We start from the raw sequence: 13,625 nt of genomic DNA, 5'->3' as shown, positions 1-13,625 counted from the left end.
CGCCAAAGGCAATGAACAGCACTCCTATGATGACAACGATGTAAAGGAAGGGACCGTCTGGTATTGTTAAATAACCATAATCCATCTGCATCCTCTTCTTTCAATTACTCCTCAATTATATATATCGTGATCTTTTTAATTTTTGCAGTTTTTCCTGCGCCGGTGAAATTGTATACATGACAGAAACCATAGGAGTTATTCTCCGTACTGATTGTCCCGTTCACTGCTCCGGTCCGGCCGTGCGTTATGATGTTGTTAATTTCCAGTTGTATGATCGGATCCGCTTGCTTTATGGTGTTGATAACATCTTTTTCCCCGTGAATTTTTTCACCACCGACAACCTCACAACAGATAGTTTCCGAAATATGCCGGGTAATAAAGTTGGTATTTTTGTTTGCTCCGGCAATATTTAACTCCTTAAGCAGCTGTGTTTTAGGAGAATTTCCGCAGTCTTCGTTATAAACAATTTTCGGTTCCATACTTCGTCCCACCTTTAAATTATTAGGTATATCGTAACACAAAACTTTTCCTTTTCCTGAAAATTTTAAAAGGAATTTGGCTTTTTTTATAGAATATATGTTGTTGAAGGAGAAAAGCAGCCCTGCAGAATGAATGAGAAATAAGGGCCCCAAAATGTGAATATATATAAAGCAGAATACGAAAAACGTCTGCGAGGGGGATTTTATGGAGTATCTTGTTCAGGTGCTGCTTGGTGTTGGACTTATTTATTTCGTGTGTTTTTCATTTTATCTGTTTATTGTTATCAAAAAGAAAAAGTAAGGATGTTGTAAGATGAACGTTTTAAGCGAGCAATATGAATTAGTGAAGCACACCAGAGAACTTCTGTTTCGATTTTGTGAGACGCTGGACGACGCGGACTATACGAAAGAACTGGAAGGGTTCGGCTGGGGATCTGTCCGCAACCTGCATGTGCATATTGCCGAATGTTATCAAAACTGGCTTGGAAGATTTGGAATGCAGGAAAATCTAACTCCGGTAAAGCCAAATCAGGTACGGAATGTCAGTGATATGCGGGAAGTGTTTAAGCAAGTTGATCAGTTGATGCACCGGTTTTTGGATGAATATGAAGGGAAGTATGAAGCCAAGCTCAAAGGTTCGGTGTCATGGAAGGAGGGTGATGTCGAATTGTCAGTGCTATGGCTGTTTACGCATACGCTCACTCACGAATTTCATCATAAAGGGCAAATGGTAACAATGGGCCGGCAGCTGGGCTACACGCCAACGGACACCGACATGATTTTGCCTGAGGAAATAAGTAGGTAACCAGCTATATAAAAATTCGCGCCTATTCGTTGTGGTTACTGTCATCGAAGGATTTTCGGCATCAACCGAAAATCCAAATCGAACGAGGATACTTTCAAATCGAATGCCCCACCCAAATTGCCTGCAAAGGAAGGATGATTCAATGGAAAAGGAAAAAGCCGTACCATACACCCCAATCAAAAATGAGATGTGTGGTGTTTTTATTCATGTCACAGATTTGAAAAAATCAGCGCAGTGGTATTGTGATGTTTTAGGACTGGAGGTAAATCCCGACAATGTGGAGTCACCTGTATTCAATGTACCCATTAATGGTGTGACTGGCCTGACATTGGATGATCATGCATTTGATAAAAGCTTTGTTCATCATTCCAGTCCCAGCCCGATATTTAATTTTCGCGTAACAGACATTGACGAAGCGTACACATACATCAAGGGCAAGGGTATTCCAATTGTCAGGGAAATGGAATGGGTAGGGGATGATTTTGCCTGGTTTAATTTTGCTGACCCCGACGGAAATGTGATTATGGCATGTACTTGTTGATGTGATGTTAAAAGGGGGAGTAGTATGAATAATTTCAGAGAGTTTTTGAATCACTATATGAATAGCTGGAGGCACTCTTCACTCATAGAAATGGAGAAGGTTATTTCTAAAGACTTTCGGGCCCGGGAATTCAGGGATGGAGAAGCGGTCGATTATGGGTATGAGCAGTCGGTAAGTGGTTGGGAGCAAGGTTTTAATTATGCAATAGAATCAGGTTCTGAGTGGGATCTGCATGAATTGGCTGTCATCCCGCTCCACGATGATGAGGTAAGTGAGATCATTTCCGCAGCCATGATAATCGATGGAAAAAAGACTACCAACGCCAATCTGTTTTTTAATACGTTCAGAAAAAACGGAGATAACGGGTGGAAGCTTGTCAGAAGTTATATAGAGGCTGGGGTTCCATCTGAAAATTTGAGTAGGGTACAAATCAATCTGTAACGGTCAAAGCGCAATTTTTTAATGAAGATTGCGCTTTTTGCAGGAATTTTCAGGCGGGATGCAGAAAATATGAAATGACACGAATCCTCAAAAGGAGACGTATGTATGACACATAAACATACAAAGATGTACGATGATTGGATGGCAATCTGGAACGGTGACTTTGAAAAAATTGATACCCTGATTCACAAAAACTTTATCGGTCATTGGCCCGATCATGATGTTAAAGGGATTTCCGGTTTTGCGGAAGCTGTCAAAATGGGAAGAGCTTATTTTTACGATATTACTTTTAAACCGGTAATACCGCCGATTGGTTATGCGGACAGGATTTCAGGCTATTGGGAGATGACTGCACGATATCTGGGAAATATGGACGGCGCACAAGCGGAACAGGGTATACCGGTTACATTTAGAGGGATGGATATTCTGATTTTTGAAGAAAGTAAGTGCATCGAATACTACGTCATCTCTGACATGATGGCGTTAATGCAGCAGTTAAAAATTGGCTAGGGGAGATATTATCGAAAACATTAAGACGGTGTTGGAAGAATATTATAATGCCTGGAATGCTGCGTTCAAAAATAAGAGTGGAGACGAGATCCGCAACTTTATGTCCACAAAATTTCTCGGCTTTTGGTCACATTCTGGTATTGATGAACCAGGACAATACGGGTACAGTTATGATATAGAGGGTGTATTGAAGCAATATGGTGATGCTCGTAAAAGCTTTGCGCCGGAATCCATCACAGTGCGGAATGAAGGCAATAATGTGCTGGTGTTTGGGACGGAAACAAACGAAATCAATGGGACTCCCCATACGGCGAAATGCATGTTTGTCTGGCAGGCAGAGAATGGACAGTGGAAACTGGTACGGGAATATATTGAACTGACTAGATAACAACGAAACTAATAGACACCAGGAATGGAGATAGGCATGGGAATTAATGACATCATTGTATTGATCGTAGTTGGGTTTATGTGCCTTGGTGCACTTGATAAATGTATCGGAAACAAGCTGGGGCTGGGTGACCGGTTCACAGATGGTTTTATGGCAATGGGGACTCTCACATTGGCGATGGTTGGGATTATTTCCCTGTCACCGGTCATTGCCGGGTTGCTGACGCCGATTGTTGCACCTGCTTATCACCTGATTGGTGCAGACCCGGCTTCATTCGCGAATACAATACTGGCAATTGATATGGGCGGATACTCCCTGGCACAGGAAATGTCCATCAGTGAGGAATCTGAACTTTTTTCCTGGGTCTTTTTGGGGACGATGATGGGCCCAACGATTGTTTTTACGATTCCGGTTGCTCTCGGAATTATTGAGAAAGAAGACCAGCCATATTTTGCAAAAGGAATTCTCCTGGGATTGATCACGATACCGGCAGGATGCCTCATTGGTGGTCTTGCTGGCGGTCTCAGCTTTATGATGATTCTGAAAAATTTACTGCCGACAATTCTGTTCTCGATTCTGATTGCTATCGGTTTATGGAAAATACCCGGGAAGATGATTTACGGCTTTTCCATTTTTGGCAGGTTTGTCGAAATCATTGCCATCATAGGACTGGCGGCAATTATCGTTCAGACGCTGACTGACATTACGGTTATTGAAAATATGCTGCCGATCAGTGAAGGCATCCAGATTATCGGGACGATTGCGATTTTCCTGGCGGGCGCATTTCCGATGGTTACATTTATTTCCAAGGCATTCAAAAAGCCTTTGGACAAATTCGGATCAATACTTGGAATCAGCAATACCTCCACAACCGGATTGGTGGCATCATTGGCGCACGCGATTCCGATGCTTGTACTCGTCAAAGATATGGAACCAAGGGGGAAAGTGATTAATATCGCCTTTGCGGTAAGCGGAGCGTTTGTATTCGGCAGCCACCTTGGTTTTGTCGCTGGAATAAACCGGGACATTTCGTTCGCCATGATTGTTGGTAAACTTGTCGGGGGAATCAGCGCAGTGCTGCTGGCAACCATGCTGACACCAAAAACGGAAATCAATCACAAAGGGAGTGACACCGCAAATGTATGAACTGAAAACAAAGCCAAATGACGAAAGTGTTCTCGAATTTATGGAGCAGGTCGGAAGCGAAAAAAAGCGTGAGGATGCATACCGGTTATTGGATATTTTTACTGAAACAAGCGGTTATGAAGCGACGATGTGGGGGTCCCCTTCAAGTATTGTTGGCTTTGGATCATACCATTATAAATATGCGTCCGGTCATGAAGGGGATGCACCCTTAGTCGGGTTCTCCCCAAAAAAGGCGAAATTCAGTCTGTATTTTGCGACCGGCGATACGAAACGGGAGGAACTGCTCGGTAAGTTAGGCAAGCATAAAGCAGGAAAAGCATGTGTGTATGTGAACAAGCTGGCTGACATTAATGTTGACGTATTAAAACAATTAATTGAGCAATCAATCATCTTTTTACACGAAACATATCCTGACAAGTAATGAAAGGGTGAAGCTGATGCAGCTATTACAGATAAAAGAACTGGAAACAAAACATGAAATAGCAGCGGCTTTCCCGGTTGTCAGCCAGCTGAGAAAGCACCTTGATGAGGATACATATCTTGATCTGGTATTGGATGCAAAGGCGAACGACAGCTACCGGATGTTTGCACTTTATGACGGAAGCCGGATTGTTGCGGTTGTTGGGTTTAAGCCGATGATCACGCTCTATTACGGCAGGTTTGTCTGGGTGTGTGATCTGGTGACTGATGCTGCCAGACGGTCAAACGGATTTGGTGAAAAGCTGCTTACGTATGTACATACCTGGGCCAGGGAAAAAAATTATGAAAGTGTTGCATTGTCTTCGGGATTGTGACGGGAAAATGCCCACCGGTTCTATGAAGCGAAAATGGATTATGGTAAGGTAAGTTATGTGTTTAAGCATTCACTGTCATAGGCGAACGGAGTGTGAATCGTGAACCGTAAAAAATTGATTGTTGCGGCTATCGGACTGGCTATTTTTGCAGCGGCAGTGTTTTGGATAACGAATGCCAGCAATAAGGATGTTATCGAACATGACTATACATTCACCGGAGAAGATACGAAATGGAAAGCAACGTTTCATATAAAAGGACAGGACGTTTTTTATGAAAAGGATAATGTTATCCAGCATGAAAGCAGTTATGATACAACGTTTAAACTTATCTACAAAGGTGACCTAAGTGACCTTTCGGAATTGAACGAGCTCCAGTATGGATATAAAACTTCCTTGACAAACACTAAATCAACAAAGCATTTTGACACCCCTCCTGACAGAAAAGTATTTGTGGAAAATGGCACTGGATCAGGGAATATCATCAGGCCTGATGATTCGGTAATTGTCACGGTTCAGTGGGATGCCCAGATCGAGAAATTTACACTTACGCCCGCCGAAGATAGAACGGATTCTGATTAAACAAGGAGCAATACATATGAGAAAAACACTCGTAATTTTTGTTATACTCGCTGTCATCATGGTTTCTTTTTTTGTAGCGATTGAAATAATCGGTTCAGACAGTGGTTTTAATAATGAAAAAGAAGCCAAACAGCTTAAAACTCCGGCTGTATCCTTCCAGCCGGACGGGAAAGTCGAGCAGCTTTCCTCATACAGCAATGAACGGATGAAAAAACAGGAGAAAATGGAAGAGCAATTGAAGGAACAGTATGCTCAACAACCTCATTCCATAAAAAATCCGTTCGTAAAACTTGATCCGTATGGTGTTACCCCACTGTCAGCACTGGCAATGTTTGAAACCGAGGAGCCGGCACAGGTGACCATAACGGTAGAGGGCAAGGATAAACATGGGGATGTTACCCATACATATGAAAAATACAAAACCGAGCATACCATTTCCATCCTCGGTCTTTACCCGGATTATCAAAATACGGTGACCATTACAGCAACAACAAAATCCGGTAATACGGTAGAGGATACTGTCTCCATTCAGACTGACGGCTTACCGGACGTTTTTCTGAATACCGAGACAGTGGAAGCCCATCCTGAAAAAATGGAAAATGGCATGACCTTTATTATCCCGAGTTCAAGAAATGTGTATGCCGTGGATCACCAGGCGAATGTCAGATGGTATTCCACTCACTGGAATTCACATGTGTTTCAGCGGCTGGATAACGGGCATCTTCTTTATATTACAAAAGAAGAGGGACAGAATAAGTACAATGAAATACTGGAAATGAACATGCTTGGCAAGGTGTATAATTCGTATCGGATTAATTTGGACAACTATGAAGCAACCAATCTCGTGCACCATGATGCGATTGAGCTGCCAAGTGGGAATTTACTGGCAACCGTTCATGATACGGATTCAAACTATATTGAGGATGAAATGATTGAAATTGACCGGGAGACAGGTAAAACAGTGCGTGACTTCAGTTTTCGCGATGTTTTTCCGGAAAGTTTCTATCAGGAATATGATGGCCCCAGCGAAGATGAAGGGGATTGGTTTCATCAGAATGCCATATGGTATATGGAATCGGATAAATCCATCCTCGTCTCCAGCAGACATCAGGATTTGGCGATGAAGATGTCATATCCGGAAGGTGAAGTGGAGTGGATTCTGGCAGCCCATGAACTTTGGCCGGATTCATATGAGCGCTATTTGCTTGAACCGGTTGGTGACGATTTCAAATTCCCGGGTGGACCGCATGCAATCATGCCGCTTCCTGACATGGACAACAACAAACAAACGACAGACTACCTGCTGTTCGATAATAATATTGTGATAACACGTGGTGATGATCCGCAAAGTGAGGATTTCAGCCGCATGGTGCAATACCGGATTAACCCGGAAAAAATGACGGTGAAGGAAGTCTGGTCATACGGTGAAAAACGCGGTGACGAACTCTTCTCATCAATCGTCGGTGATGCAAATTATCATTATGATACCGGAAACCGCATGCTTACTTCCGGCTTTATCGAAGCCGAGAATGGCATGAACAGCCGAGTAGTCGAGGTGAATGATGAACAACCAGCAGACGTGATCTATGAAATTGTCATCTCCGGATTTAAAGAAGACAGTCACAGGCAGGCATACCGGGCAATGCGTCTTCCGTTATATCCGGAAAACCAATGATAAAAAACGCTCAGGTTATGTCCTGAGCGTTTTTTCGTTGCAGGCTTCTTTGCTGAATTCAGCTGTGTTTATTCACTGTTCAATTACACCACAGGCAATCCGCTCACCGGCATCACCGGACGGCTGTGAAATATAGTCATCCGGTTTGGCGTGAATAACCAACGCAGAACCATCGTCATCAAGGAGTGAATTTTGTTTACCTTCCATTAGTGTAACCATGTCATTGACACCCTTGGTGGTAACTTTTCCAGCCTTGTTCACTTTAATATTCGGCAAATCCCCGGCATGTGGACCTTTAGGATGCTTGAATCCGTGTTTGGCATCGGTCGGATTAAAATGACCGCCCGCTGATTCGAAAGCCGGTGCCTCACAAACCCCTGTTTGGTGAATATGAAATCCGTGTTCACCCGGCGGCAGGTTTTTGGCATCAAGCGAAATTTCAACTTTATCGTGCAATTGTTTAAGCTCCGCAGTTCCCACCTTTTCTTTATCCTTATTAAATAGTGTCACCGTGACAGACTTAGGTGGTTCCTTCATTTCATGGGCGCTTTTCATGCTCTGCTTGTCCATCGTCCACGCACCAAGTATCAGAAATATCCCAAGCGGTAAAAATAAAAGCCATTTTCTCATCGTCATGCCCCTCCTTTTCCTGTTTTCAGCACTAGCTTTTGCAAAACTGGAAAGGATATACATCACTGTGAAATTGTAGTCGGCATTTGTTATCTTGAGGAATAGGATGGCCGGGATTGACGAATAGAATATATCGTCAAAAACAACATCAACCGCAAGAGGCCGAATATCAACCGCAAGAGGGAACATCGACTGCAAGAGGGAAACATCAACCGCAAGAGGGAAACATCAACCGCAAGAGGCCAAACATCGACCGCAAGAGGTCAAACATCAACCGCAAGAGGCCGAATATCAACCGAAACAGGGAAACATCAACCGCAAGAGGCCGAACATCGACCGCAAAGGGGGAAACATCAACCGCAACAGGGAAACATCAACCGCAAGAGGTCAAACATCGACCGCAAAAGGGAAATATCATCCGCAACAGGCCCAACATCGACCGCAAGAGGGAAACATCAACCGCAAGAGGGAAACATCAACCGCAAGAGGGAAACATCAACCGCAAGAGGCCGAACATCGACCGCAAAGGGGGAAACATCAACCGCAACAGGGAAACATCAACCGCAAGAGGCCCAACATCGACCGCAACAGGGAAATATCATCCGCAACAGGCCCAACATCAACCGCAACAACTGCAGCCACACGAAAGGCTGACCGGATTTTCCCGATCAGCCTTCTCCTGTTTCTCTATTTTGGAAATTCATGAATATCACAATGATACTTGCAAATACAATAAATATTGTTTCATATCCCAGGCTGCCGATAAAATAAAAACAGACAAAGGGGACAACTGCTGCGATTACCAGACTGATATTTGGATTTCTTTTCAATAGATAGACTGCTAAAAATAGGGCACCCATTGCCACCATTGCCAGAATTAATCCCATTATCGTTCACCTTCCTGCTGCTCAATCGTTAACTAAGCTCTTCATAAGCAAATAGTATTGTAACATTTTCATTACAATTAGGAAACAATTATATTTCATTTTTTGAATGGGGTTGATAATATAGTGAATATAATGCCAAAAAATTGACATATATTATGAAACCATTTCAATTGTATGAACATAATACGATTACTGATTTAAAAGGCAGTGCTTAATTAATTTACAGGGGGACATTTTTTAATGGAGACAGTTCTTAAAGTAGATTCATTGGAAAAGTCATTTAAAGAAAAGCAAATCCTGAAAAAGATTTCTTTTGAAGTCCGAAAAGGAGAGATCATGGCAATCCTGGGACCTAACGGAGCGGGTAAATCAACGACAATCCGAAATATTATGGGAATCATGTATCCGGATGCAGGAACGATTTCATTTCTGGGATATAATGAAATTCCCCGGCATAAAATTGGATATTTGCCGGAAGAACGCGGGTTATACAAAAACGTCAAAGTGATGGATATCCTGCTTTATTTGGCTGAGTTAAAAGATTACCCGCTGAAAAAAGCAAAGGAACGTGCGCTTGACTATTTAAAAAAATTCGATCTTGAAGGAATGGACAATGTTTCGGTTGAAGAGTTATCGAAAGGGATGGGGCAAAAAGTACAATTCATCGCTTCCATCATTCATGAGCCGGATCTGCTGATTTTGGATGAACCTTTTTCCGGTCTTGATCCGGTAAGTCAGGAGATGTTCAAGGAGGAGATTCGCAGTTTGGCTGAAAAAGGGACTGCTATTCTATTATCTTCCCATCAAATGAATCTGGTTGAGGAAATGTGTGACAGGCTGTTCATGATGGCAGATGGACAAAAGGTAATTTATGGAGATTTGGATGAAGTAAAGACAGAATATGCCAATTTTAAATGCACCATCCGCGGCAAAAATGACCGCAACGTGCTGGAAAATCTTCCGAATGTACAACGTGTTGAGCAAGATGAGGATACGTCCATTCTGTATCTCACCAAAAATGTGGAAGCAGCTTCCTGGCTGAAAAATCTTCCGGATGGTTTAACAATTCATGAGTTGTCCATTGATCGTATTTCACTGCACGAAATTTTCATTGATATTGCTACAGACAAAAATTTACTCCAGGAAGCGGGTGAAGTTCATGCGTAATGCAATGAAGGTTGCAAAATGGGAAATTAAGCGGAACTTGAAGAATAAATCATTTCTAATCGGAATGTTTTTAACGCCTGTATTGATTTTAGGATTTATGTTTTTTGGAAGCCTGTTTGGCGGGGAATCGGAATCGGAAACAACAGTATTCGTTAATGATAATCTGGGTCTTTACGACAGCCTGCAGCAAACTGTCCAACATCAGGATCTAAGCTGGGATATGCAAAAGACGGACGCTGATATGGATCAAATGAAAGAAAAACTGGAGTCAGCTGAAGATACGGCGTATATTTTTCTGAATCAGGAATCCCTTAATAGCGGTGCGATATCAGTCTACACAAGCGAAGACATCGACAGTTCATTTATGCAGCAGGTTCAGATTCTGGCAGGGCCAATCCGCACGTCCCAATTGCAGGAAATTGGCTTAACCGATGAACAGCTTGCTACTGTCGCTACAGGTGTTCATTTTAAAGAAACAGCTGCTGAAGAACTGGGGAACGGCGAAGCTTCATCAGCGTCCGGACCATTTGGCGGGAATGTGCTTGAACGAGTGATCCCAGTTGCTTTTGCCGGACTTATTCTGTTTTCCATCGTAGTTTCCGGGATGTATATTTTCCAAAGTGCCTCCAATGAGAAGAAAGACAAAATTGCTGAAATCATCCTGTCATCGCTTACCCCGGGAGAATTGATGCAGGGGAAAATCATTGGCTATTTCGCACTCGGTATGATTCAATCGGCCGTCTTCCTGGCGTTTGCAGTGCCAATCGCCATTTGGAAACTGGATGTTCCGATTCTCGAATACCTGCTTGTTCCTGAATTGATTTTGTATATTTTCATCGCCATCCTTGGATACTTCCTGTTTGCTTCGATGTTTGTCGGACTTGGCGCAACAATGGCAGATATGGCATCAGGCAATAACTTCCAGGGCATGGTTATGATGCTGCCATTTTTACCGTTTGTATTTATCGGGCCAGTCATCAGTGACCCAGCAGGAATCGTTTCGCAAATTGGCTCGTATATTCCATTTACAGCCCCCGGCGTATTATTGCTTAGGCTGGCCGTGCTGGAGGAAATACCAACGATACAAGTTATCATTTCATTGGTTATCCTCATTGTCAGCATATGGATCTGCATGAAAATTGCCGGGAAAATATTTAAGACCGGAATTCTCATGTATGGCAAAAATGCATCCCCCGCTGAAATCTGGAAATGGATTCGGGCTTAGGAGATATAGAGCGCTTGGATCAATCTGATCCAAGCGCTTTATTAAAAGGTTAAATATGATGCGGGAGTGCGGCAAATGGTGGCAGCTATGAGAGGTGTTAGGGGGAGACGCAGGAATCATAAGTGATCAGTGAAATAGGGATCAGGCACTTTTCCATTGACAGTGAACCATGAAAGTTGTGACTCATTTTCTCACAGGGCTACTTCACTTAAGTCATGATAACTGTTTGTCAGTCGGCAAAACGATAGCTGCAACAATGTAGACTAATAATAAAAAACCACTCGTAACAAATGCTAACACAACGGTAATGATCCGGAGTATGCTGACTTCAAGGTTATATATTTCGCTCAAACCGCCTAACACTCCGGCTAATTGTCTTTCCCGGGTTGACTTATAAAACTTTTTCACATTTTCACCCCCACACAGAATATCGTCAATAAATCTGTATTCAGTTTAACATAATCCAGCGTGGACGTTTAAGCAAGTATCGAAAAAAAGCACTGTTTGATAGACTGGTTTAAAGAAAGTATTAAATGCTGGCGGGTGTTCTTTTGGAAACAATTATTTTATTATCCATCATTATTTTAGCAGCCTCAATGCTGCAAACAAGTACAGGATTTGGTTTCTCCATTGTGGCGACACCATTTCTGCTGGTCATATTTGAACCGCGGGAAGCAATCCAAATGAACCTGATTTTGTCTTTGGTCATTTCAATCGCCCTTATCGTAAAAATTAAGAAAGATATTGACATAGGAATTTTAAAACGCTTTATAGTTGGAAGCTTTGTCGGTTTACCGATTGGAATTTCCACATTCTTAATGATGAATATGACCTTCCTAAAATTGGGAGTAGGGGCGCTGATTATGGTGCTGACGCTTTTACTGATGTTGAAGTTCCGGATTCGTCAGTCCAGGCAGCGTGATATGGTGATTGGCGGTGTCTCCGGTGCATTTACAACCGGCATCGGGATACCCGGCCCACCGATTTTACTTTACTTTTCCGGTACTGACACTTCGAAAGAAAAACTGCGCGGCACCACATTGGCATTTTATTTGTGGATTTACGCTGTTAGTCTGATTATTCAAGTTATGTTTGCCGGGACATCGAAAGAAATCTGGCAATCGAGTGCAGCTGCCTTGCCAGTCGTTCTCATTGGACTGTTGCTGGGACAGGTGCTGTTCAGATGGATCAGTCAGGAATTGTTCCGTAAGCTGACATACGTTTTGTTGTTTTTCTCCGGGATCTATTTATGTATCCAGCAATTTTAAGGAAGAGGTGTGTCGCTTTGGGTGTCATGCTCTTGATTCAATGTTTACTGGTTCTAATATTTCTCGGCATTGCCTATCTGATTTTGAAAAAGAAATTATATCACTCTTTTTATTATAATCGTCACCTGACTTAAAAAGGTGGCTTTTTTATTTGCCGGAAATGTTTTGCCACTCTTTTACCGTAACTTTCGATTGTAGGGTGAAGGGAGGTGACGAACATGGCAGTTTCACAAATGACCGCAAGTCGTTTGACGCTGGTGTTGGATGACGGTGATGACATAATGACCGGCAAAAAGATCTATAAGTCCAAAAGTTTCAATAATGTTAAAACTACCGCAACTGCGGATCAGCTGTTTGCTATTGCAACGGCTGTAGCGGGACTTCAGCAGCGGCCGCTTTATATCATTGAGCGGAGTGACAATTCCGAAATAACCCAGGCATAACGGGTTGAAAAAATGATGGGAAGGAGGATTCGGGATGAAAAAGCTTGAACTTAAATTTTTGAATGCTGAAGGTAAAACTGTAACCTATTCATTGGATAAGCCAGTTGAACCGGTTGATTCTGCAGCGGTAAAAGCTGCAATGGATGAAATTATTGCGCAAAATGCATTCTCTTCATCCGGCGGTGAATTACTATCGATTAAAAGTGCTCGTGTTGTTGAACGAAATGTAGTGGATATCGAGCTTGCATAATGATATGGAGGAAATTTGGTTACCTGTTCACTCAGACCAGCGGCATCTGCGCTGGTCTTACTTTTCATAAATCACTCGTTTGGAAAGTGAAGGATGAACGTTGCGTTTCGCTGAATCAACAGAAGGACATTCCAAACAGACGAGGGGGGTAATACTAGTGGAAACTTGGATATCATTTGTGACCGAGGTTGGCTTTCCAATTGTGGTGACATTCTATTTGCTGCACCGGATTGAAGGGAAGCTTAATGATCTGATCAATTCCATCCATGCTCTGCCGGAAAAAATGAAATAAATTGCCAGTAGCTTCGGCCTGTGCCGGAGTTATTGGCTTTTTCAATCACTTCCCCTTACAGCATTCCAAAACACCACAGTAAGGTATATATTTTTATCCAAACAC

The 13,625-nt window shown here is 42.7% G+C and carries 19 protein-coding genes and 1 pseudogene; 17 read left to right on the top strand and 3 right to left on the bottom strand.

All coding sequences use genetic code 11. From position 1 onward, the window contains the following. Positions 1–104: 104 nt before the first annotated feature. Entirely contained in the window at positions 105–479 is a 375-nt protein-coding gene (locus ABD010_RS12600) for a hypothetical protein (RefSeq protein ID WP_343813613.1), read from the bottom strand. Positions 480–792: 313 nt separating this feature from the next. Between ABD010_RS12600 and ABD010_RS12595 the strand changes: the two genes are divergently transcribed. The 10 genes and pseudogenes from ABD010_RS12595 to ABD010_RS12550 all read left to right on the top strand — a co-directional run bounded on the left by ABD010_RS12595 (position 793) and on the right by ABD010_RS12550 (position 7,358). Then, the gene (locus tag ABD010_RS12595; protein ID WP_343813610.1) at positions 793–1,284 is read left to right on the top strand and encodes a DinB family protein; all 492 of its coding nucleotides are present in this window, start codon (positions 793–795) and stop codon (positions 1,282–1,284) included. A gap of 142 nt (positions 1,285–1,426) precedes the next feature. Beyond that, positions 1,427–1,825, top strand: a complete 399-nt coding sequence (locus ABD010_RS12590) for a VOC family protein (protein ID WP_343813607.1) — start codon at positions 1,427–1,429, stop codon at positions 1,823–1,825. Positions 1,826–1,849: 24 nt separating this feature from the next. Beyond that, positions 1,850–2,266: a flavoprotein gene (locus tag ABD010_RS12585; RefSeq protein WP_343813604.1), complete on the top strand. Its 417-nt coding sequence runs from the start codon at positions 1,850–1,852 to the stop codon at positions 2,264–2,266. A gap of 105 nt (positions 2,267–2,371) precedes the next feature. Then, on the top strand, positions 2,372–2,776 hold the full coding sequence (locus ABD010_RS12580; RefSeq protein WP_343813601.1) for an ester cyclase: 405 nt from the start codon (positions 2,372–2,374) through the stop codon (positions 2,774–2,776). Beyond that, positions 2,769–3,164: a nuclear transport factor 2 family protein gene (locus ABD010_RS12575; protein WP_343813598.1), complete on the top strand. Its 396-nt coding sequence runs from the start codon at positions 2,769–2,771 to the stop codon at positions 3,162–3,164. The genes ABD010_RS12580 and ABD010_RS12575 overlap by 8 nt, the downstream gene beginning before the upstream one ends. Before the next feature lie 36 nt (positions 3,165–3,200). Beyond that, positions 3,201–4,310, top strand: a complete 1,110-nt coding sequence (gene eutH, locus ABD010_RS12570) for an ethanolamine utilization protein EutH (protein WP_343813595.1) — start codon at positions 3,201–3,203, stop codon at positions 4,308–4,310. After that, positions 4,303–4,731: a DUF1801 domain-containing protein gene (locus tag ABD010_RS12565; RefSeq protein WP_343813593.1), complete on the top strand. Its 429-nt coding sequence runs from the start codon at positions 4,303–4,305 to the stop codon at positions 4,729–4,731. The genes eutH and ABD010_RS12565 overlap by 8 nt, the downstream gene beginning before the upstream one ends. A gap of 16 nt (positions 4,732–4,747) precedes the next feature. Further along, positions 4,748–5,185: pseudogene (locus ABD010_RS12560) on the top strand (GNAT family N-acetyltransferase). Between the two features lie 18 nt (positions 5,186–5,203). Beyond that, on the top strand, positions 5,204–5,683 hold the full coding sequence (locus ABD010_RS12555) for a hypothetical protein (protein ID WP_343813590.1): 480 nt from the start codon (positions 5,204–5,206) through the stop codon (positions 5,681–5,683). 16 nt (positions 5,684–5,699) lie between these two features. After that, on the top strand, positions 5,700–7,358 hold the full coding sequence (locus tag ABD010_RS12550; RefSeq protein ID WP_343813587.1) for an aryl-sulfate sulfotransferase: 1,659 nt from the start codon (positions 5,700–5,702) through the stop codon (positions 7,356–7,358). 72 nt (positions 7,359–7,430) lie between these two features. On the opposite strand, the gene ABD010_RS12545 is transcribed toward ABD010_RS12550, so the two are convergent. Then, entirely contained in the window at positions 7,431–7,988 is a 558-nt protein-coding gene (locus ABD010_RS12545) for a superoxide dismutase family protein (protein WP_343813584.1), read from the bottom strand. A 116-nt stretch (positions 7,989–8,104) separates the two neighbouring features. On the opposite strand from ABD010_RS12545, the gene ABD010_RS12540 reads away from it, so the two are divergent. The 3 genes from ABD010_RS12540 (at position 8,105) to ABD010_RS12530 (ending at position 11,267) form a co-directional block, all read left to right on the top strand. Beyond that, positions 8,105–8,821: a hypothetical protein gene (locus ABD010_RS12540; protein WP_343813582.1), complete on the top strand. Its 717-nt coding sequence runs from the start codon at positions 8,105–8,107 to the stop codon at positions 8,819–8,821. Positions 8,822–9,115: 294 nt separating this feature from the next. Next, positions 9,116–10,042 carry an ABC transporter ATP-binding protein gene (locus ABD010_RS12535; RefSeq protein WP_343813579.1) on the top strand — a complete coding sequence of 309 codons (927 nt, stop codon included), beginning with the start codon at positions 9,116–9,118 and terminating at the stop codon, positions 10,040–10,042. Further along, positions 10,035–11,267: an ABC transporter permease gene (locus ABD010_RS12530; protein WP_343813577.1), complete on the top strand. Its 1,233-nt coding sequence runs from the start codon at positions 10,035–10,037 to the stop codon at positions 11,265–11,267. Before ABD010_RS12535 ends, ABD010_RS12530 begins: the two co-directional genes overlap by 8 nt. Before the next feature lie 213 nt (positions 11,268–11,480). Here ABD010_RS12530 and ABD010_RS12525 read toward each other — a convergent pair whose 3' ends face one another. Then, on the bottom strand, positions 11,481–11,675 hold the full coding sequence (locus tag ABD010_RS12525) for a PspC domain-containing protein (protein WP_343813575.1): 195 nt from the start codon (positions 11,673–11,675) through the stop codon (positions 11,481–11,483). 143 nt (positions 11,676–11,818) lie between these two features. Here ABD010_RS12525 and ABD010_RS12520 point away from each other — a divergent pair, with 143 nt between their 5' ends. The 4 genes from ABD010_RS12520 (at position 11,819) to ABD010_RS12505 (ending at position 13,520) form a co-directional block, all read left to right on the top strand. Next, entirely contained in the window at positions 11,819–12,535 is a 717-nt protein-coding gene (locus ABD010_RS12520) for a sulfite exporter TauE/SafE family protein (protein WP_343813572.1), read from the top strand. 218 nt (positions 12,536–12,753) lie between these two features. After that, a complete protein-coding gene (locus ABD010_RS12515) occupies positions 12,754–12,978 on the top strand; it encodes a DUF1659 domain-containing protein (RefSeq protein WP_343813569.1) in 225 nt (74 codons plus the stop codon). Between the two features lie 34 nt (positions 12,979–13,012). Continuing rightward, a complete protein-coding gene (locus ABD010_RS12510; RefSeq protein ID WP_343813566.1) occupies positions 13,013–13,228 on the top strand; it encodes a DUF2922 domain-containing protein in 216 nt (71 codons plus the stop codon). Between the two features lie 157 nt (positions 13,229–13,385). After that, positions 13,386–13,520 (top strand): YvrJ family protein, encoded by a 135-nt coding sequence (locus ABD010_RS12505; RefSeq protein WP_343813563.1) that lies wholly within the window; start codon positions 13,386–13,388, stop codon positions 13,518–13,520. Positions 13,521–13,625: the final 105 nt, after the last annotated feature.

Source organism: Virgibacillus siamensis (assembly GCF_039522605.1).
Lineage (GTDB): Bacteria > Bacillota > Bacilli > Bacillales > Amphibacillaceae > Lentibacillus > Lentibacillus siamensis.
Note: the sequence above shows the minus strand (reverse complement) of the source record. Positions and strands in the feature narration are given on the sequence as shown.